General features: G+C 66.4%; 18 protein-coding genes. 9 read left to right on the top strand and 9 right to left on the bottom strand.

Annotated features, from left to right (window positions below):
* Window positions 1-105: 105 nt before the first annotated feature.
* Window positions 106-3,438, bottom strand: coding sequence for a carbamoyl-phosphate synthase large subunit (gene carB, locus LY44_RS09885; RefSeq protein ID WP_055211599.1), 3,333 nt, complete (start codon window positions 3,436-3,438; stop codon window positions 106-108).
* Between the two features lie 219 nt (window positions 3,439-3,657).
* On the opposite strand from carB, the gene aspS reads away from it, so the two are divergent.
* From aspS to LY44_RS09870, 3 genes are all read left to right on the top strand, one after another.
* Window positions 3,658-5,439, top strand: a complete 1,782-nt coding sequence (gene aspS / locus LY44_RS09880) for an aspartate--tRNA ligase (protein WP_055211988.1) — start codon at window positions 3,658-3,660, stop codon at window positions 5,437-5,439.
* 98 nt (window positions 5,440-5,537) lie between these two features.
* On the top strand, window positions 5,538-6,923 hold the full coding sequence (locus LY44_RS09875; protein WP_055211597.1) for a DUF1800 domain-containing protein: 1,386 nt from the start codon (window positions 5,538-5,540) through the stop codon (window positions 6,921-6,923).
* A 4-nt stretch (window positions 6,924-6,927) separates the two neighbouring features.
* Complete coding sequence (locus LY44_RS09870; protein WP_055211595.1) at window positions 6,928-8,148, top strand: DUF1501 domain-containing protein; 1,221 nt, start codon at window positions 6,928-6,930, stop codon at window positions 8,146-8,148.
* Window position 8,149: 1 nt separating this feature from the next.
* On the opposite strand, the gene LY44_RS18440 is transcribed toward LY44_RS09870, so the two are convergent.
* Window positions 8,150-8,284, bottom strand: a complete 135-nt coding sequence (locus LY44_RS18440; RefSeq protein ID WP_262985705.1) for a hypothetical protein — start codon at window positions 8,282-8,284, stop codon at window positions 8,150-8,152.
* Window positions 8,285-8,420: 136 nt separating this feature from the next.
* Between LY44_RS18440 and LY44_RS09865 the strand changes: the two genes are divergently transcribed.
* A complete protein-coding gene (locus LY44_RS09865) occupies window positions 8,421-9,131 on the top strand; it encodes a GNAT family N-acetyltransferase (RefSeq protein WP_055211593.1) in 711 nt (236 codons plus the stop codon).
* A gap of 87 nt (window positions 9,132-9,218) precedes the next feature.
* Here LY44_RS09865 and LY44_RS09860 read toward each other — a convergent pair whose 3' ends face one another.
* Window positions 9,219-9,929 carry a response regulator gene (locus LY44_RS09860; RefSeq protein WP_055211591.1) on the bottom strand — a complete coding sequence of 237 codons (711 nt, stop codon included), beginning with the start codon at window positions 9,927-9,929 and terminating at the stop codon, window positions 9,219-9,221.
* Between the two features lie 141 nt (window positions 9,930-10,070).
* Here LY44_RS09860 and mce point away from each other — a divergent pair, with 141 nt between their 5' ends.
* Window positions 10,071-10,475: a methylmalonyl-CoA epimerase gene (mce, locus tag LY44_RS09855; RefSeq protein ID WP_013066282.1), complete on the top strand. Its 405-nt coding sequence runs from the start codon at window positions 10,071-10,073 to the stop codon at window positions 10,473-10,475.
* An 18-nt stretch (window positions 10,476-10,493) separates the two neighbouring features.
* Here mce and LY44_RS09850 read toward each other — a convergent pair whose 3' ends face one another.
* Both LY44_RS09850 and LY44_RS09845 read right to left on the bottom strand, forming a co-directional pair.
* Entirely contained in the window at window positions 10,494-11,183 is a 690-nt protein-coding gene (locus LY44_RS09850) for an EI24 domain-containing protein (protein ID WP_055211589.1), read from the bottom strand.
* Window positions 11,180-11,785, bottom strand: coding sequence for a nitroreductase family protein (locus LY44_RS09845; protein ID WP_055211587.1), 606 nt, complete (start codon window positions 11,783-11,785; stop codon window positions 11,180-11,182). Before LY44_RS09845 ends, LY44_RS09850 begins: the two co-directional genes overlap by 4 nt.
* Window positions 11,786-11,878: 93 nt before the next feature.
* On the opposite strand from LY44_RS09845, the gene LY44_RS09840 reads away from it, so the two are divergent.
* The 3 genes from LY44_RS09840 to LY44_RS09830 all read left to right on the top strand — a co-directional run bounded on the left by LY44_RS09840 (window position 11,879) and on the right by LY44_RS09830 (window position 13,418).
* Window positions 11,879-12,130, top strand: coding sequence for a DUF167 domain-containing protein (locus tag LY44_RS09840; protein ID WP_055211585.1), 252 nt, complete (start codon window positions 11,879-11,881; stop codon window positions 12,128-12,130).
* A 367-nt stretch (window positions 12,131-12,497) separates the two neighbouring features.
* Window positions 12,498-12,761 carry a hypothetical protein gene (locus tag LY44_RS09835; RefSeq protein WP_055211583.1) on the top strand — a complete coding sequence of 88 codons (264 nt, stop codon included), beginning with the start codon at window positions 12,498-12,500 and terminating at the stop codon, window positions 12,759-12,761.
* Window positions 12,762-12,770: 9 nt separating this feature from the next.
* Window positions 12,771-13,418, top strand: coding sequence for a DUF1523 family protein (locus tag LY44_RS09830; RefSeq protein WP_055211581.1), 648 nt, complete (start codon window positions 12,771-12,773; stop codon window positions 13,416-13,418).
* A 91-nt stretch (window positions 13,419-13,509) separates the two neighbouring features.
* Here the strand turns inward: LY44_RS09830 and LY44_RS09825 are convergent, their stop codons facing one another.
* Both LY44_RS09825 and deoC read right to left on the bottom strand, forming a co-directional pair.
* Entirely contained in the window at window positions 13,510-15,849 is a 2,340-nt protein-coding gene (locus tag LY44_RS09825; protein ID WP_055211579.1) for an aldehyde dehydrogenase family protein, read from the bottom strand.
* A gap of 7 nt (window positions 15,850-15,856) precedes the next feature.
* Entirely contained in the window at window positions 15,857-16,810 is a 954-nt protein-coding gene (gene deoC, locus LY44_RS09820) for a deoxyribose-phosphate aldolase (protein ID WP_055211577.1), read from the bottom strand.
* Window positions 16,811-16,986: 176 nt separating this feature from the next.
* Here deoC and LY44_RS09815 point away from each other — a divergent pair, with 176 nt between their 5' ends.
* Window positions 16,987-17,328 carry a hypothetical protein gene (locus LY44_RS09815; protein WP_139182385.1) on the top strand — a complete coding sequence of 114 codons (342 nt, stop codon included), beginning with the start codon at window positions 16,987-16,989 and terminating at the stop codon, window positions 17,326-17,328.
* A 59-nt stretch (window positions 17,329-17,387) separates the two neighbouring features.
* On the opposite strand, the gene grxD is transcribed toward LY44_RS09815, so the two are convergent.
* Window positions 17,388-17,747 carry a Grx4 family monothiol glutaredoxin gene (gene grxD / locus LY44_RS09810; RefSeq protein ID WP_055211573.1) on the bottom strand — a complete coding sequence of 120 codons (360 nt, stop codon included), beginning with the start codon at window positions 17,745-17,747 and terminating at the stop codon, window positions 17,388-17,390.
* Window positions 17,748-17,782: 35 nt separating this feature from the next.
* A complete protein-coding gene (locus LY44_RS09805) occupies window positions 17,783-18,022 on the bottom strand; it encodes a BolA/IbaG family iron-sulfur metabolism protein (RefSeq protein WP_055211571.1) in 240 nt (79 codons plus the stop codon).
* Window positions 18,023-18,164: the final 142 nt, after the last annotated feature.

The raw sequence follows: 18,164 nt of genomic DNA, 5'->3' as shown, positions 1-18,164 counted from the left end.
CTCATTTGTTCATGTGGATAACTTGCTTTGCCGCGAACAAATCGCGATCAAATCAATAAGGCGCCCGTTGGGGCGCCTTATTCTTCTCGTTAAAATATGGATAGGTCACGCCTGCAGCGGCCGGACCGAGATTTCGCCCTCGGCGCGGCTCTTCATCGCGGCGACGGCGGCGATGGAGGCGGCGGCGGTGGTGAAATAGGGGATCTTGTCATAAAGCGCGACGGCGCGGATTTCGCGGCTGTCCGATACCGATTGGTTGCCATCGGTGGTGTTGAAGACCAGCGCGATATCGCCGTTCTTGAGGCGATCGACGATGTTCGGACGGCCCTCGTAGACCTTGTTCACCGCTTCGGCCTCGACGCCCTTTTCCTTCAGCCATGCCCCCGTGCCGCGGGTGGCAACCAGCGTAAAGCCCATCGCGATCAGATCGCGCGCGGCTGCGGCCAGATCGTCCGACTTGTCGGCATCCTTGATCGACAGGAACACCCGGCCGGTTTCCGGCAGATGCGTGCCCGCGCCCATCTGCGCCTTGAGGAAGGCGCGCGGGAAGTTGCGGTCCCAGCCCATGACCTCGCCGGTCGAGCGCATTTCCGGCCCCAGAAGCGTATCGACGCCCGGGAAGCGGGCGAAGGGCAGCACGGCTTCCTTGACCGAGAACCACGGCGTGTTCGGATCGGCCAGCGTCATCGGATCGGCGAAGGGCAGGGGGGTCTCCGGTCCCACGCCTTCGGGATAGGCGGCGCGCTGCGGGAAGTTCGCCATCGGCTCGCCCGCCATCAGCCGCGCCGCGATCGAGGCAATGGCCGAATCGGTGGCCTTCGCCACGAAAGGCACGGTGCGGCTGGCGCGCGGGTTGACCTCCAGCACATAGATCACCCCGTCCTTGATCGCGAATTGCACGTTCATCAACCCGACGACGCCCAGCGCCAAAGCCATCTTCTCGGTCTGCGCCTTCAGCTCCGCCACGGTCTCGGCCGAGAGCGAATAGGGCGGCAGCGAGCAGGCACTGTCGCCCGAATGGACGCCCGCTTCCTCGATATGCTGCATGATCCCGGCGACATGGACGGTCTTGCCGTCCGAAAGCGCATCGACATCCACCTCGATCGCGCCCGAAAGATAGCTGTCGAGCAGCACCGGGCTGTCGCCCGAGACGGTGACGGCGGTGGTGATGTAGCGTTTCAGATGCTCGGTGTCGCGGACGATTTCCATCGCGCGCCCGCCCAGAACATAGGACGGGCGAATGACCAGCGGATAGCCGACACGGCCCGCGATTTCAAAGGCTTGCGCCTCGGTCGCGGCGATGCCGTTGACCGGCTGCTTCAGCTCCAGATCGTTGAGCAGGTGCTGGAAGCGCTCGCGGTCTTCGGCCAGGTCGATGGCGTCGGGGGTGGTGCCCAGGATCGGGATGCCTTCGGCTTCCAAAGCATTGGCCAGTTTCAAGGGCGTCTGGCCGCCGAATTGCACGATCACCCCGTGCAACGTGCCGTTGTCCTGCTCGACGCGCAGGATTTCCAGCACATGTTCCAGCGTCAGCGGCTCGAAATAGAGCCGGTCCGAGGTGTCATAATCGGTCGACACCGTTTCCGGGTTGCAGTTGATCATGATGGTTTCATAACCCGCCTTCGTCAGCGCGAAGCAGGCATGGCAGCAGCAATAGTCGAACTCGATCCCCTGACCGATCCGGTTCGGGCCGCCGCCGAGGATGACGACCTTCTTGCGGTCGCTGGGCCGGGCCTCGCATTCGACATCGCCCATCGCCGGGACTTCGTAGGTCGAATACATGTAGGGGGTCTGCGCCTCGAATTCGGCGGCGCAGGTGTCGATGCGCTTGAAGACGGCGGTGACGCCCAGATTGCGCCGCGCGCGGCGGACCTGGCCCTCGTCGCGGCCGGTCAGCTTCGCCAGACGCGCATCGGTGAAGCCCATCATCTTCAGCTTGCGCAGGCCCTTTTCATCAAGCGGCAGGCCGTTCTTGCGGATCGCGGCCTCGGCCTCGACGATCTCGCGGATGCGGGCGAGGAACCACGGATCGAAGGCCGTGGCGGTGACGATTTCGGCGTCGGTCAGCCCGTGGCGCATCGCCTGTGCAATCAGCCGCATCCGGTCCGGGGTCTGGCGGGAAATCGCCTTGATCACCGCGGCCTTGTCGGGTGCGCCCTCGATGGCGATTTCGTCAAAGCCGGTCAGGCCGGTTTCCATCGAGGCCAGCGCCTTTTGCACCGATTCGTGGAAGGTCCGGCCAATCGCCATCGCTTCGCCCACCGATTTCATCGCGGTGGTCAGCTCGGCTTTCGAGCCGGGGAATTTCTCGAACGCGAAGCGCGGGATCTTCGTCACGACATAATCGATGGTAGGTTCGAACGACGCCGGCGTGACCTTGGTGATGTCGTTGTCGAGTTCATCGAGCGTGTAGCCCACGGCCAGTTTCGCCGCGATCTTCGCGATCGGGAAGCCGGTGGCTTTCGACGCCAGCGCGGACGAGCGCGACACCCGCGGGTTCATCTCGATCACCACCATGCGGCCGTCGGCCGGGTTGATCGCCCATTGCACGTTCGAGCCGCCGGTCTCGACGCCGATCTCGCGCAGCACGGCAATCGAGCCGTTGCGCATGATCTGGTATTCCTTGTCGGTCAGCGTCAGCGCCGGGGCGACGGTGATGGAATCGCCCGTATGCACGCCCATCGGGTCGATGTTTTCGATGGAGCAGACGATGATGGCGTTGTCGGCTTTGTCGCGCACCACCTCCATCTCGTATTCTTTCCAGCCCAGAAGCGATTCATCAATCAGCACCTGCGCCACCGGCGAGGCATCGAGGCCCGAGCGCACGATGGCCTCGTAGTCGTCGCGGTTGTAGGCGACGCCGCCGCCGGTGCCGCCAAGGGTGAAGGCCGGACGGATGATCGCCGGCAGGCCGATATGTTCCAGATCGATCAGCGCCTGCCGCACGCCCGCGGAAATGTCGTATTTGCCGTTTTCCAGCTTCGGCGCGGCGATGATCGTGGCTTTCGGGTTTTCCAGCCCGATCCGGTCCATCGCCTCGCGGAAAAGCTTGCGGTCTTCGGCCATTTCGATGGCCTGACGGTTGGCGCCGATCAGCTCGACGCCGAATTTCTCCAGCACGCCCATGTCGGCGAGCGCCAGCGAGGTATTGAGGCCGGTCTGCCCGCCCATCGTCGGCAACAGCGCGTCGGGGCGTTCCTTTTCGATGATCTTCGCCACGACCTCGGGGGTGATCGGCTCGATATAGGTCGCATCGGCCATTTCCGGGTCGGTCATGATCGTCGCGGGGTTCGAGTTCACCAGAATGACCCGGTAGCCTTCCTCGCGCAAAGCCTTGCAGGCCTGGGCGCCGGAATAGTCGAATTCGCAGGCCTGCCCGATGATGATGGGGCCCGCGCCGATGATGAGGATGGACTGGATGTCGGTTCTCTTCGGCATGGGGGACCCCTTCATGGCATGGCGCGGCAAGAGGCACCGGGCCGTGGGGGTCCGGTGCGCAAATTGATGGGGGTTATAGTCAGGTCACGGCGCGGCGCAAGCGTCATTCCATGCGCGGCAGACGGATTTGACCGCGGCCGCGGGCGGGGTGGCTTGACTTTGCCCGGCCTTCGCGGTTGATCGGGCGTCGATACGACAAGCCCGGGAAAGGGGAGAGTGATGCACGCCTATCGCAGCCATACCTGCGCCGCCCTCAGCGCCGCGAATGCGGGTGAGGAAGTTCGTCTGTCCGGCTGGGTGCATCGGGTGCGAGATCACGGCGGTGTCCTGTTCCTCGACCTGCGCGACCATTACGGCATCACGCAGATCCTGTGCGACGGCGACAGCCCGGCCTTTGCGGCGCTGGAAAAGGTCCGCGCCGAATGGGTGATCCGCATCGACGGCAAGGTGAAGCTGCGCGACGCCAGCCTGATCAACGCCAAGATCCCGACCGGCGAGATCGAAGTTTACGCCAAAGAGATCGAAGTTCTGGGCCCGGTCGAGGGCGATCTGCCGGTGCAGGTCTTTGGCGAGCCGGAATACCCGGAAGAAACCCGGCTGACCTATCGCTTCCTCGATCTGCGCCGCGACAGCCTGCATCAGAACATGATGCTGCGCTCGAATGTGGTGCGGTCGCTTCGCAACCGGATGTGGGACCGCGGCTTCACCGAATTCCAGACGCCGATCATCACCGCATCTTCGCCCGAAGGGGCGCGCGACTTCCTGGTGCCCTCGCGGCTGCATCCGGGCAAGTTCTATGCCCTGCCGCAGGCGCCGCAGCAGTTCAAGCAGCTGATCATGGTGGCGGGCTTTGACCGCTACTTCCAGATCGCGCCCTGCTTCCGTGACGAAGACCCGCGCGCCGACCGTAGCCCGACCGACTTCTATCAGCTCGACATCGAGATGAGCTTCGTGAAGCAGGAAGACGTCTTCGCCGCGGTGCAGCCGGTCATTCAGGGTCTTTTCGAGGAATTCGGAAAAGGCAAAAAGGTCGATCCGAACTGGCCGCTGATCGCCTATCGCGACGCGCTGCTGTGGTATGGCTCGGACAAGCCCGACCTGCGCAACCCGATCAAGATGGCGGATGTGTCGGAACACTTCAAAGATTCCGGCTTTGCGATTTTCGCGAAACTTCTGGAAAACGACGGTACCGAGGTTCGGGCGATCCCCGCGCCCACCGGCGGTTCGCGCAAGTTCTGCGACCGGATGAACGCTTTCGCGCAGGCGAACGGTCTGCCGGGCATGGGCTATATATTCTGGCGCAAGGCCGAAGACGGGTCGATGGAAGCCGCCGGTCCGATCGCCAAGGCGTTGGGCGCCGAGCGCACCGAAGCGATCCGCACGCAGCTTTCGCTGAACGAAGGCGATGCCGTCTTCTTCCTGGGCGGCAAGGCCGAGCAGTTCGAATCCGTCGCGGGCAAGGCCCGGAACGAAATCGGCCGCGAGCTGGGCCTGACCGAGACCGACACGTTCCGCTTTGCCTGGATCGTCGATTTCCCGATGTACGAGAAGACTGACGAAGGCAAGATCGACTTCTCCCACAACCCGTTCTCGATGCCGCAAGGCGGGCTCGAGGCGCTGATGGGCGACCCGCTCAAGGTCTATGCCTATCAATATGACCTCGCCTGCAACGGCTATGAGCTGGTCTCGGGCGGCATCCGCAACCACCGCCCGGACATCATGTTCAAGGCCTTCGAGCTGGCGGGCTACCCGAAGGAAGAGGTCGAGAAACGCTTCGGCGGCATGGTCAAGGCCTTCCGCTATGGCGCCCCGCCCCACGGCGGCTGCGCGGCGGGCATCGACCGGATCGTGATGCTTCTCGCCGATACCGCGAACATCCGCGAAGTCATCATGTTCCCGATGAACCAGCGCGCCGAAGACCTGATGATGGGCGCGCCTTCGGAGCCGATGAACGAACAGCTGCGCGAATTGCGGCTGCGGGTGCTGCCGAAAGAGGCGTGATCTTCACGCAAGCGTGAGCGGAAGGATGCCGAAGGTGACGACGGCATCCTTTCGTTTCTGCGTATCCTCTCTCGCGGACGTCTGGGCGGGAGGGCAGGATGGAGTTTTCGCAACTGGCGCAGGTGCGCTTCGGTTTCGGCCCCGCGCCGGGCAAGCCCGGTCCCGCCCCCGGTCCCGCCGATGCCGAGACGATGCTGGCGACGCTTGCCGGCCCCGATGATCTGGCCGCCCGCTGGCCGGGGATGACCACCGAACAGGCGCTGGCCGAAGGCCGGGCCTTTCAGGAGGCGCGCAAGGCGACCCGAAACGCCAGCCCGGCCGAGGCCGAGGCCGCCGAAGCGGCGCTGACCGCGAAAAAGCAGCACATGGCGGGGCTCTTGCGCGACAATCTGCAGCTGTCGCTGGCCCGCGCGGTCGAGGCGCCGGACGGCTTTCGCGAAAGACTCTGGGCGTTCTGGCGCGACCATTTCACCGTTCTGGCGAAGCGGCGGCAGGATGTCGGTCTGTCCTGCGCCCACGGCGAGGCGCTGCGGCCCCATATCACCGGCAATTTCAAGACCTTGCTGCGGGTGGCCGAAACCCATCCGATGATGCTGATCTATCTGGATCAGACCTTTTCGATCGGTCCGAATTCGCGGCGCGCGCAAAAGCGTCCCGGGCGCGGGCTGAACGAGAACCTGGCCCGCGAGGTGATGGAGCTGCACACGCTGGGCGTGGGCGGCCGCTACAGCCAGGCGGATGTGCGGCAGCTGGCCGAGCTGTTCACCGGGATGCAGGCGGATTCGGGCGAGGATTTCACCTTTGCGCCGAATCTGGCCGAGCCGGGGGCCGAAACGGTTCTGGGAAAAAGCTACGGTGGCGATCCGGCGCGGCTGGAAGACATTCACGCCGTGCTGGATGCGTTGGCGCTGCACCCCGACACCGCGCGGCATCTGGCCTGGAAACTGGCGGTGCATTTCGTCGCCCCCGATCCCGATCCGGCGCTGGTGAACGCGATGGCCGAGGCCTATGCCGCGGCCGGGGGCGAATTGATGCCGGTCTATCGGGTGCTGCTGACGCATCCGGCGGCACTGCGGCCGCAATTCGCCAAGGTCCGCCAGCCCTTTGATCATGTCGCCACCGGCTTGCGGGCGCTGGGTCTGGACGGGGCGGCGGTGATGGCCTGGGACGAGCGCATGATCCGCGCCCTGGCGCTCGCGCCGATGCGGGCGATGGGGCAATCCTGGCTGGTCACCGACGGTCCCGATGGCTGGCCCGAGGCGGAGGCCGAATGGATCTCGGCGCAGCAGCTGGCGGCGCGGATCAACTGGGCGATGCGGGTGCAGACCCTGCTGGGGCTGCGGCTTGCGGATCCGACGGCCTTTGCCGAAGCGGCGCTGGGGCCGCGGCTGTCGCCCGCGCTGGCGCAGGCGGTGCCGCGGGCGGAAACCCGGGCCGAAGCGGTGGCGCTGGTGCTGGCTTCCGTCGAATTCACAAGGAGATGAACCGATGCTGACACGGCGTTTCTTGTTGAAAGGCGCGCTCCTGGCCGGGTGTTCGGCGGCGGCGCATCCGCTGATGAACGCGGTCACCTTTGCCGCCGTGCCGGGGGATCGGCGGCTCGTTGTGATCATCCTGCGCGGCGGCATGGACGGGCTGGATATCGTGCAGCCCCATGGCGATCCGATGCTGGCGCAGCTGCGCCCCGGTTTCGCCATCGGTCCTGCGGCGGGGGCGGCGGATCTGGACGGGTTCTTCGGGCTGCATCCGCTGCTGGTGCCGAAGCTGATGCCGATGTGGGCGGCGGGCGAGCTGGGCTTCGCCCAGGCCGTCTCCACCCCCTATCGCGACAAGCGCAGCCATTTCGACGGTCAGGACATGCTGGAAGCCGGGACCGGCATGGATGTGCCGGTGTCGCGGATCCGCGACGGCTGGCTGAACCGGCTGCTGCAGACCCTGCCCGGGGCCACGGCCGAGACCGCCTATTCGGTCGGCGAGGAGGAGTTGCGCATCTTGTCCGGGGCGGCGCCGACGATGTCCTGGACGCCTGAGGCCTGGCTGGGCCTGTCGTCGCAGGGGCGGCGGCTGCTCGAATCGATCTATCACGACGACCCGCTGTTTCGCGATGCCGCGGAAGATGCGCTGCGGATGACCGCGCCCGAGGCGCAGATGGACGGGGACGATTCTGCCCCCGCGCCGCGGCGGCGCCCGGCAAAACCCGAGGGGGTGAAAGTGCCCGGCCGCGATCCTCTGGCGGCCTTTGCCGCGGAACGGCTGCGCGGCGCGGCGCGGATCGCCGCCTTTTCGCTGACCGGCTGGGACACGCATCGCAGTCAGGCCAATGCGTTGCGCCGTCCGGCCGAGCAGCTGGCGGCGGCGCTGACGACGCTGAAGACGGAGCTGGGCCCGGTCTGGGGGGAAACGCTGGTGCTGGCGATGACGGAATTCGGCCGCACGGCGCGACAAAACGGCAGTGCGGGAACCGATCACGGCACCGGCGGCGCGATGGTGATGGCGGGGGGCGCGCTGAAGGGCGGCAAGGTCTATGGCCGCTGGCCGGGTCTGGCCGAGGCCGATCTGTATGCCGGGCGCGACCTTATGCCGACGGCCGACAGCCGCGCCTATGCCGCCTGGGCGCTGGCGGGGCTTTTCGGCACGCCGCGCGACGCGCTGGAACGCGCGATCTTTCCGGGGCTCGAGATGGGGGCCGACCCGCGTTTTCTGGCGTGACTCAGGCGAAGAAGGCGGTCCAGGCGGTGCCGCCCACGGCGACCGCCAGACTTGCCGCGCCAAGGCTGAAGCTGGTCCAATGCGCCGCGTCGATCAGGCGCTTGTCGGTCAGATAATGCAGGGCTTTGGCTTTCATCGCGGACCTCTGGCAGGGGATCACCTCGCAGGATCCCGCCGGATTGCGGCGGGAATCGGGAAAGATTGGCGCCTTTGCACGGCAATTGCGCCCTCGCGCCCGGGCGGTTAGCCTGATCCGAAACGGGAGGGTGAAGATGAAACGATTTGGTGAGGCGGTGACCGGCTGGGCGGCGCCGCGGTTTCCCGATGCCAAGGTGATCGACGGCCGGGCCTGCCGCCTGGAGCGGCTGGAGGAACGCCACGCCGATGCGCTGTTTCGGGCCAACAGTGAAGACGACGCGATCTGGGATTACCTGCCCTATGGGCCTTTCCCCTCCGAGGCGGGCTATATCCGCTGGGTCGGCGACATGGCGGCCTCGCACGATCCGCTGTTCTATGCGGTGGTGGAGAAAGAGACGGGGCTGGCCTCCGGGGTGATGTCCTATCTGCGAATCACGCCAGACATGGGGGTGATCGAGCTGGGGCACATCAACCTGTCGCGCAGGCTCTCACGCTCGACCGCGGCGACCGAGGCGATGATCCTGATGATGTCCTGGGCCTTCCGGGCGGGCTATCGGCGGTTCGAATGGAAATGCGACGCGCTCAACATCCCGTCGCGCCGGGCCGCCGAACGGCTGGGGCTGAGCTATGAGGGCATCTTTCGACAAGCGGCGATCGTCAAGGGGCGCAACCGCGACACCGCCTGGTTTGCCGCCACCGACAAGGATTGGCCGGGCCTGCAGGAGGCCTATGAGGCCTGGCTGTCGCCTTCGAATTTCGATGCCAAGGGGCATCAGATCGAGCGCCTCTCCGACTTGACGCGGCTGGTGCGCGTCACCTCGGATCCGGTGCTGGCTGGGCAGTAAGGCTTTGCGTATTTGAGCCAGGAAAAGCCGCGGGTTTTTTCTTGGTCCAAATACGCTCTTGTCCAGATCACCCCGGGGCGCGGGGTCTCAGAACCCCGAAGCTGCGGCAAGGCGGGCCTGCACGATCCCGGTCAGCCGCGAGATCGCCGCAGGGGTCGGCGCGGTCTTGCCGCCCAAAGCGGTGGCCGCCGATTCAAGATCGCCGTCATGCGCCGAGCGTGCCACCCCGGCGAGGAATTGCGCCACATAGCCCAGCACTGCGCCATCGGGACCGGCGGCCAGAACCTCGGCCACATGGTTCAGATCGTCGCGCAGCGCCAGCGGATCGGGCGAGACCTTGTCGTCATTCATCGGCCGCACCCCGGCCGGGCGAACGTCGGGCGGCAGGACCGACAGCACCCGGGCCTGGAAGGCCACCAGCGAATCGAGCGGTTTTTCCATGAAGGCATCCGCCCCCGCCGCCATCGCGTCGGCCATCATGCCGGGATCGCCCGAAAGCCCGATCACCGCGGGGCTGCCGGGACCGCCCGCCTTGATATGGCGGATCAGATCGGCGCCCGAGCCGTCGGGCAGGCCCATGTCCACCACCACCACGTTCGGGCGGTAGGTGGCCAGATGCCGATGCGCCGAGCGCAGGCAATCCGCCCGGCGGATCCGCGCCCCCGAACGCAGGCACAAAAGCCGCACGGCCTCCGAGGCGAAGCGGCTGTCTTCGACCAGAAGCAGGGTCAAGCCCAGCAACGGGCGTTCCGCGGTGGCGGGTCGGCAGGCAAGGAAAGAGTTCAGATCGTCGGTCATGGCGCCACCCTGGCAGAGGAATTGCGGTTCCATGAGTTAACGATGCATTTGCCTAACGTGGGGTTAACGCAAACAGCGAAAGCCGCGCTTGCATCGCGGTTTTCGCCCCCCTATGCGGGGAAAAGCAAAGGGAGGCCCACCATGATCGGACGTCTGAACCATGTCGCCATCGCCGTGCCGGATCTTGCGGCGGCGTCGGCGCAATATGCCAACACGCTTGGCGCAAAAGTGAATCCGCCGCAGGACGAGCCCGACCACGGCGTGACCGTGGTCTTCATCGAACTGCCCAACACGAAGATCGAGCTTCTTTACCCTCTTGGTGAAAACAGCCCGATTCAGGGCTTTCTGGACAAGAATCCCTCGGGCGGGATCCATCACATGTGCTTCGAGGTCGAGGATATCCTTGCCGCGCGCGACAAGCTCAAGGCCGAGGGCGCCCGGGTGCTGGGCACCGGCGAGCCGAAGATCGGCGCGCATGGCAAGCCCGTGCTCTTCCTGCATCCGAAGGATTTCAACGGCTGCCTGATCGAGCTGGAACAGGTGTAAGGCTTTCGGCTGGCGCGGTTATCGCTGCGCCAGCCGGTGAAACAGATGGGTGAAGGCCGCAGCGCCCACCACCGGCACGGCCAGGTTCAGCACCGGCACCGTCAGCGGCAGCGCCATCAGCGCCCCCGAGGCCCAGATCGTGCCCTTGTTGTCCGCATAAAGCGCCTTCGCCTCGGCCCGGCTCATGCGCCGCACCGCCGCCATCTGGAAATATTCGCGGCCAAGCAGATAGCCGTTCAGCGCGAAGAAGACGACAGGCGCGAAGGGCCCGACAAACAGATAGACGATCAGCGCCACAAGGTTCGCCCCCAGCACGACGCCGAAAAACCGCAGACTGTCGCCCAGCGTTTCCGACAGGCTCAGGCGGCGCACCGGCGGCAGGCCGGGGTAATGATGGCGCTCGACCAGCTCGGCCACCTCGTCGAGGAAGAAGCCGGTGAAGATCGAGGCCACCGGCACCATCAGGAAGACCGAGGCGATCAGCATCACCCCGATCGAGGCGATCGACAGCGCCGGGTCGATCCAGCCGATTTCGCCGAAGAAGGGCAGGGTGATCGTGTCGGGGACGAACCAGCCGATCAATTCGAAGAGGCCGAACCAGACGACGAGCAGCAGAAGGATGGCAAGGCCGATGCCCTTGAGAAGAACTTTCAATGCGCCGGGGCGGGCCAGATCGGCCCAGCCGCGCAGGAAGATGTCGAAGATCATGCGTTCACCCATGTGAGGAGAGTGTCCAGATCGGGGCGGGGGCGTTCGGGCGGCGGCGCCGTCTCGGTGCCGATATGGATCAGCCCCGCGACCCATTCGCCCTCGGCCAGACCCAATGCCGGGGCGGCAAAGCGCAGATCATGCGCCACCCAGCCGGTCAGCCAGGAAGCCCCCCAGCCCGCCGCCAGCGCGGCATTCAGAAGCTGCATCCCCGCGGCGCCGACCGACAGGGTCTGCTCGATCGCGGGCACTTTCTCGGTGGGCCGGGGCACGGCGATCAGCGCGACGCAAAGCGGGCTTTGCGCGAATTGCGACACGCCCTTGGCGGCGATCTCCTCGGGCAGAAGATGGGTGGCGGCAAAAACCGCGGCCTCGTCCGCCAGCCGTTCAAGCGCCGGCTTTTCCAGAACGACAAAGCGCCAGGGTTCCAGCTTGCCGTGATCGGGCACGCGCGCGGCGATGGTCAGGATCTCGCGCAGCGCGGCGCGGTCGGGCGCCGGGGCGGCGAGCAGCTTCGGCGGCCGCGAGCGGCGGCTGGCAAGGAAGGTGAGGGCCGCGGCGTCGCGCCGGGCGGGGTTGACGGTGCCGGGGGGAATCTCCATCGCGCATCTCCTGTCTGCGCAAGATATCGGCGGTCGCGTCTAGGATTGCAAGGACGGGCCTTGCCCGGCGGGCCGGGCGCGGTAGAAGGGGGCATGAGGGATGATCTGAGCCATCTTGCGCAACCGGGCGCCGAAATCGCGCTGCGCGTGACCCCCAAGGCCTCGCGCAACGAGATCGTCGTGGCGGAAGATGGCCTGCGCGCCTATGTGACGGTCGTGCCCGAGGGCGGCAAGGCCAATGCGGCGGTGCTGAAACTGCTGGCGAAAAGCCTTGGCGTGGCGAAATCGCGGCTGACCCTGATCCGGGGCGAGACCGCGCGCGACAAGGTGTTCCGCCTCGATTGAGGCGGCCCGGGCGGGAGGCGCGGCCTCCTCTTTCGGCTGCGCCGAAATGCACCCCCGGGATATTTGCGGCAAGATACAGGGGCGCATTTCACCTTGGGCAAATATCCCGGGGGTGAGGCCGCAGGCCGAGGGGGCAGCGCCCCCGTCCGTCGTGTGGATCGCGCAACTCGCGGGCGGATTTTCCCCCTGCGGCATCGCTGCATCTGGTCGCTGACGGATTTGTGAGTTTTCCTGACCAAAGGGTCGAAGCGGATCTCGGTTCGCATTTGGGCGCAGGCAGTGCGCATGCCGGACGGGTCGGGCTGTTCGGGAACGTGGTGTCTTGTCCGCGGTCCTGTCACATGTTCGGACTGGTCGGGGACGAAGAATGATCGGATTTGGCAGATTGCTGGTGTTGCTCGCCGTTATGGCGATTTCGGGGTATTGGGTGTTGCGATTGTCGATGGCGTCGCGAAAACGTGAAGCGCTCGAGGCGGCATGGAACGAGGGCGCGGGTGATGCGTTGGATTTCGATGCCTATCTAAAGAGCGGAATGGCCGCATGGGAAAACAGCCTGCCGCAGCGCATGTTGCGTCTGGTGATGCTGCTGCCCTTCGCGATCGTCGGGTCACTCGTCTTTTTCGCCAACTGAGAGGTGCGCATGGGATACGTCAAATGGACTTTCTGGCTGCTGATCGCGGTGATCTTCGGCAGCTTCCTGCACTACACCCTGCCCCGGCACGAAGTCGTGCGGGTGGTCAATATCTATCAGGAACGGCAGGATCCGAGCGGCTGGACCAGCATCTTCTGGTCGGGGCCGAAGGTGAAGTCCGGCACGCAGACGAGCTATGACGTGCAGTTCATCTCGGCGGTGACGCCCGAGGGCAAGCCGGTCGTCTATCGCAACGAGGACACGGGCTGGGGCTGGCCGCCCTATTTCAAATTCGACACCGCGAACCTGTCGACCCGGGCCGCCGATCTGCAGTCGACGGGCGAGGCGCCGAAATGGGGGGTGATGACCTATTACGGCTGGCGCAGCGAGCTGTTCTCGATCTTCCCGAATGCGGTCTCGATCAAGCCCGTGGACGGGCCCGAGGTCTCGATCGTTCCGTGGTTCAACATCATCTTCCTCACGCTGCTCACGATGGCGATCCTGACGGTGCGGGCGCTGTGGATCCAGTTCCGCCGCAATGCGATCGACCCGGTGCTGGGCGATGTCGCCGATGCGATCGAGGATGTGACCGACCGCGCCGAATCGGGCGTCGACAAGGCCCGGGGCATGTTCGACGATCTGACCGGGAAGAAGTGATCAAGGCGGGGCGCTGCCCCCCATCTCATCCCGGGGTGTTTCGGGCAAGAGGCAGGAAACCGCGTCCGGGTCCCGGGCGCGGTTTTTCCGTTCAGAAGCCGTAGGGCACCCAGATGGTTTTCGTCTGCGTCGCCTGTTCCAGGGTTTCGCGCATCTCCTGCGCCGCCCAGTCGCGCAGCGTCGGGCACCAGGTCGCCTTCAGGCTGGCGGCACTTTCGCGTTCCACCATTGCGGCGCCGTCCGGGCTGCCCGCATACCAGAGCGCCGCCACATCGTCATGGCCCGCCAGCACCTTCGCCAGATCGTCGCGCGGGCCCGAGATCAGGTTCACCACGCCGCCCGGCACGTCCGACGTGTCCAGCACCTGCGCGAAATCGGCCGCCACAAGCGGCTGCGCCATCGCCGGGATCGCCACCACGCGGTTGCCCGCCGCGATCGCGGGCAGCACCAGCGCGGCCAGCCCCAGCAGCGGTTGGCGGTTGGCGCAGGCGATGCCCAGAACGCCCCAGGGCTCGGGCCGGGTCAGGGTCAGCAGCTGCGATTTCGTCTGGATCACCGCGCCTTCGATCTTGTCGGCCAGCGCGGCGGCGCGGAAGGCCAGCCGGATCGTCTGACCGACCTCGGAGGGATCATGGCCGGTCTCGGCCAGACGCGTCTCGAATTCCGCGGTGCGCAGCGCGAGGTTCTCGGCCAGGAAGTAAAGCACCTGCGCGCGGACATGCCCGGTCAGCTTCGACCAGCCCGCCGCCCTGTGCGCCGCCTCGACCGCGTTGCGGATGTCCTTGCGCCCGCCAAGGGGCGCAAGGCCGATCTCGCGGCCCTGATGCGTGACGCGCCAGCTTTGCCCGCCCTCGGGGCGTTTCTGGGCGCCGCCGATGTAAAGCTTCGCGGTGCGGTCGATCGGCTGCGCTGCGGCGGCTTCGGGGCAGGGCGCGGGGTTGAAATCCGGGGCGGGGGCCTCTGGCACCGGGGTCGTCGCGGGGTGGCGGAGCTGGGCGCGCAGCCCCTCGCGCCCGCCGCTGCGGCCAAAGCCGCTGTCACGCCTGCCGCCAAAGGGCGCGGCGGCATCAATCAGGGCGTGGCAGTTGATCCAGACCGTCCCGGTCGCCAGTTTCGCCGCCACATCCTGCGCCAGCGTCAGGTTTTCGGTCCAGACCGAGGCCGCCAGACCAGAGCGCGTCGAATTGGCCAGTTCGACCGCCTCCGCGGGGGTGCGGAAGCTGGTCAGCGTGGCGATGGGGCCGAAGAGATCCTCGGTCACACAGGGGTTTGCGGGGGATGCGTCGATCAGCAGGCCCGGGGCGCAGAAGGTGCCGCGGGCGGGCAGGGGGATGTCCGCCGTGATCAGCCGCGCGCCCTCGGCGACGCCCTTTGCCACAAGCGCGTGCAGATGCGTCCGCCGCGCGGGCGAGACGACCGCCCCCAGATCGGTGCATTTGTCGAGCGGATCGCCAAGCCGCAGTTTCTGCAGCCGGGTCAGCAGGCGGGCGGTGAAGGTCTCGGCCACGGCCTCGGCGACGAAGATCCGCGGTCCGGTGGCACAGATCTGCCCCTGATGGGTCCAGGCCGCGGCGACGACGCCTTCGATGGCGGCATCCAGATCGGCATCGGCAAAGACGAGGACGGGCGACTTGCCGCCCAGCTCCAGCGTCAGCGCCTTGCCCGTGCCCGCCGTGGCGGCGCGCAGGGTGCGGCCGACCTCGGTCGTGCCGGTGAAGGTGATCTTGTCGACCGGGCTTGCCGCAAGGGCGGCGCCGGTTGCCCCGTCGCCGGTGACGATGTTCAAAACCCCCGCGGGCAGGCCGATTTCAAGGCAGATCTCGGCAAAGGCGAGCGCCGAGAGCGGTGTTGCCTCGGCCGGTTTCAGCACCACGGTATTGCCTGCGGCCAGCGCCGGGGCGACCTTCGCGGCCAGCATCAGAAGGGGCGCCTGCGCGGGCAGGATCGCCGCGACGGTGCCCAGGGGTACAAGGCCGGGAAATTCGTCAGCGCATAATTCCGCCCAGCCGGCGTGGTGGTAGACATGCCGGATCGCCAGCGGAAGGTCGAAATCGCGGGTCTCGCGGATCGGCTTTCCAGTATCCAGAACCTCCAGAATTCTAAAAAACGCCTCGCGTTTCTGCAGGGTCCGGGCGATGGCATAAAGCCATTTCGCCCGCTCATGCCCCGACAGCGCCGCCCAGCCGGGGGCGGCGGCGCGGGCGGCGGCAACGGCGGCCCCCACTTCGGCCTCGCTTCCCCGTGTCACCTCGGCCAGGGTCTCGCCCGTAGCCGGGTTTTGCACCGCGACGACCGTGCCGGGCGGCGTCATCGCCCCGCCGATCAGATGGCCAAAGCGGCCGCGGGCCTGCAGCCAGCCCCTCACCTCGCCCGAGGCTTCGGGGGCGGGGCCATAGTCCATCGTCGTCAGGATCTCTTTCACGGAAGGCATCTTTCCCTCAGGCAAGCGCGTGGCGGTGGCTGGCGGCATAGCGGCCGGTGACATGGGTTTCGAGCTGGCGTTCGATGTCGCCCAGCATCGAGGAGGCGCCCAGACGGAACAGGTCGGGCCGGAGCCAGTCGGTGCCCAGCTCCTCCCTCATCAGGATCTGCCAGTTCAGCGCGTCCCTGGCGGTCTTCATCCCGCCCGCGGGCTTGAAGCCGATCTTCACCCCGGTCCGCGCGCCAAAGTCGCGCAGCGCGCGCGCCATCACCAACGACACCGGCAGGGTGGCGTTCACCGCCTCCTTGCCGGTGGAAGTCTTGATGAAATCCGCCCCCGCCTGCATCGCCACCATCGCGGCCTTGTAGACATTCGACAGCGTCTGCAGATCGCCCGTCGCCAGAATCGCCTTCAGATGTGCCGCGCCGCAGGCCGCGCGCATCGCGGCGATCTCGTCATGAAGCTGCGCCCAATCGCCCCGCAGCACCAGCGCGCGCGAAATCACGATGTCGATTTCCGCCGCGCCTTCCTCGACCGCGTAACGGATCTCGGCCAGTCGCAGGGGCAGCGGCATCAGCCCGGCCGGAAAGCCCGTCGCCACCGAGGCCACGCGAATATCCGTGCCCCGCAAGGCCCTGACCGCCGCCGCCACCATCGTCGGATAGACACAGACGGCGCCCGTGCTCAGACGTTCCAGCCCGAGCCCCGCCAGGATGTGATCGGCCAGCGGCGCCCGCGCCTTGGCGCAAAGCCGCGCCACCCGTGCCTCGGTATCGTCGCCCGCAAGCGTTGTCAGATCCATGCAGCGGACCGCATTCACCAGCCAGGCCGCCTGCCATTGCCTCTTCAGCGACCGGCTGCTCCCCAGATGCGCGGCGCGGGCTTCGGCGGCGGGGGTGTTGACGGCGATCTCCTCGAACCAGCTGCGGTCAAGGGGGAAGCCGGGGTTGCGAAGCTGGGGATCGGTCATGGCGGGCCTGTGGTTGCGTTCTTGCAGGCTAGCGGTTGCCGACCCGGGCTTCAATGACCGGCAAAGGCGCAGAATTCGGCGTTGATTCACTCTGACGTGCCGAAACTTCGCAAAACCGGCGGGAAATCGTTGCGGCAAGAGCCGTTTTGCGCATTCTGGCGACATTTGAGGTGATCATGACGATGTTGGCGTTGCGAATCGAGGAACGGGTGGCATTTGCCATCGAACGGCTGCTGCGGGCGGACGACTCCTGGCGCGGTCTGGTGCGCGACATGGTCGATCGCTGGCCCGAGGAGCCGCCGCTGGAACTGGGCTTCACGCTGGTCTCGGCGGCCTCTGCGATCGAAAGCTCCTTTGCGGAAGGCAGCCCCGCGCGCGAGGCGGCGATGCAGGGCTATCGGCTGGCGGCGCTGGTCAGCATGGATGTGCATGCGATGCAGCTTCTGGGCATGGACTGCGACCGGGCCGACCATCTGCTGGCCTATTGGGATATCGACCCGTTTTTCGCAAGACTCTGAATGTTCCGAAAAATGAAAAGCCCCGCCGAGGCGGGGCTTTCGGGATCGGGGGCGGCGTCTCAGGCGTTGGCGGCGCGGATCTGGTCGGCGCGGCCCTTGTCATAGGTGATGCCCTTGTCGTCGAAAAGCTTGTCGAGTTCGCCCGAGAGCATCATTTCGGTGACGATGTCACAGCCGCCGACGAAGTCGCCCTTGACGTAAAGCTGCGGGATCGTCGGCCAGTCGGAATACTCCTTGATGCCCTGACGCACGTCGGCATCGGCCAGCACGTTGACGTCCTTGTAGGTCACGCCAAGGTAGTTCAGCACGCCCGCGACGCGGCTGGAAAACCCGCATTGCGGCATGTCCTTCGTGCCCTTCATGTAAAGGATGACGTCGTTTCCGGCGATGTCGGCCTTGATCTGGTCGAGTGCGGTCATGGGAGGGGTCCTTTCTGCGAAACGTGAACCGCGGCTCATTCGGCCTTGGTGGTCAGGGCAAGGGCATGCAGCGGCGCATTCGGCCCGTCCATCGCGCCTTTCAGCGTGGCAAGGACGGCGCGTTGCTGCTGCACCCGGTTCAGCCCCTTGAACGAGGCGTCGATCACCTCGGCCCCCCAATGGTTGCCGTCCCCGGCAAGGTCGGTGATGGTGATCTTCGCATCGGGAAACCCGGCGCGGATCAGGGCTTCGATGTCACTGGCTTCCATCGGCATGGGCAACTCCTTGTTCTGGGATCAATCTAGGTCGCGCTGCGAGAGGCGACAAGGGCCAAGCGCCGGGCGGCCGTGCCAAGAGACGCCGCGCGGCGCAGGCCGCTGCGATGGTCGGTTGTCGGGGGGGGGGGGGGGGGGGCGG

Origin of the sequence: Rhodobacter capsulatus (assembly GCF_003254295.1) — a bacterium.
Lineage (GTDB): Bacteria > Pseudomonadota > Alphaproteobacteria > Rhodobacterales > Rhodobacteraceae > Rhodobacter > Rhodobacter capsulatus.
This window is presented reverse-complemented; position numbering and strand designations above follow the sequence as displayed.

Bases quoted from the DNA above. Each gene is read 5' to 3' on its own strand.
- carB (WP_055211599.1), bottom strand. From the start codon at position 3,438: ATGCCGAAGAGAACCGACATCCAGTCCATCCTCATCATCGGCGCGGGC.
- aspS (WP_055211988.1), top strand. From the start codon at position 3,658: ATGCACGCCTATCGCAGCCATACCTGCGCCGCCCTCAGCGCCGCGAAT.
- LY44_RS09875 (WP_055211597.1), top strand. From the start codon at position 5,538: ATGGAGTTTTCGCAACTGGCGCAGGTGCGCTTCGGTTTCGGCCCCGCG.
- LY44_RS09870 (WP_055211595.1), top strand. From the start codon at position 6,928: ATGCTGACACGGCGTTTCTTGTTGAAAGGCGCGCTCCTGGCCGGGTGT.
- LY44_RS18440 (WP_262985705.1), bottom strand. From the start codon at position 8,284: ATGAAAGCCAAAGCCCTGCATTATCTGACCGACAAGCGCCTGATCGAC.
- LY44_RS09865 (WP_055211593.1), top strand. From the start codon at position 8,421: ATGAAACGATTTGGTGAGGCGGTGACCGGCTGGGCGGCGCCGCGGTTT.
- LY44_RS09860 (WP_055211591.1), bottom strand. From the start codon at position 9,929: ATGACCGACGATCTGAACTCTTTCCTTGCCTGCCGACCCGCCACCGCG.
- mce (WP_013066282.1), top strand. From the start codon at position 10,071: ATGATCGGACGTCTGAACCATGTCGCCATCGCCGTGCCGGATCTTGCG.
- LY44_RS09850 (WP_055211589.1), bottom strand. From the start codon at position 11,183: ATGATCTTCGACATCTTCCTGCGCGGCTGGGCCGATCTGGCCCGCCCC.
- LY44_RS09845 (WP_055211587.1), bottom strand. From the start codon at position 11,785: ATGGAGATTCCCCCCGGCACCGTCAACCCCGCCCGGCGCGACGCCGCG.
- LY44_RS09840 (WP_055211585.1), top strand. From the start codon at position 11,879: ATGAGGGATGATCTGAGCCATCTTGCGCAACCGGGCGCCGAAATCGCG.
- LY44_RS09835 (WP_055211583.1), top strand. From the start codon at position 12,498: ATGATCGGATTTGGCAGATTGCTGGTGTTGCTCGCCGTTATGGCGATT.
- LY44_RS09830 (WP_055211581.1), top strand. From the start codon at position 12,771: ATGGGATACGTCAAATGGACTTTCTGGCTGCTGATCGCGGTGATCTTC.
- LY44_RS09825 (WP_055211579.1), bottom strand. From the start codon at position 15,849: ATGCCTTCCGTGAAAGAGATCCTGACGACGATGGACTATGGCCCCGCC.
- deoC (WP_055211577.1), bottom strand. From the start codon at position 16,810: ATGACCGATCCCCAGCTTCGCAACCCCGGCTTCCCCCTTGACCGCAGC.
- LY44_RS09815 (WP_139182385.1), top strand. From the start codon at position 16,987: ATGACGATGTTGGCGTTGCGAATCGAGGAACGGGTGGCATTTGCCATC.
- grxD (WP_055211573.1), bottom strand. From the start codon at position 17,747: ATGACCGCACTCGACCAGATCAAGGCCGACATCGCCGGAAACGACGTC.
- LY44_RS09805 (WP_055211571.1), bottom strand. From the start codon at position 18,022: ATGCCGATGGAAGCCAGTGACATCGAAGCCCTGATCCGCGCCGGGTTT.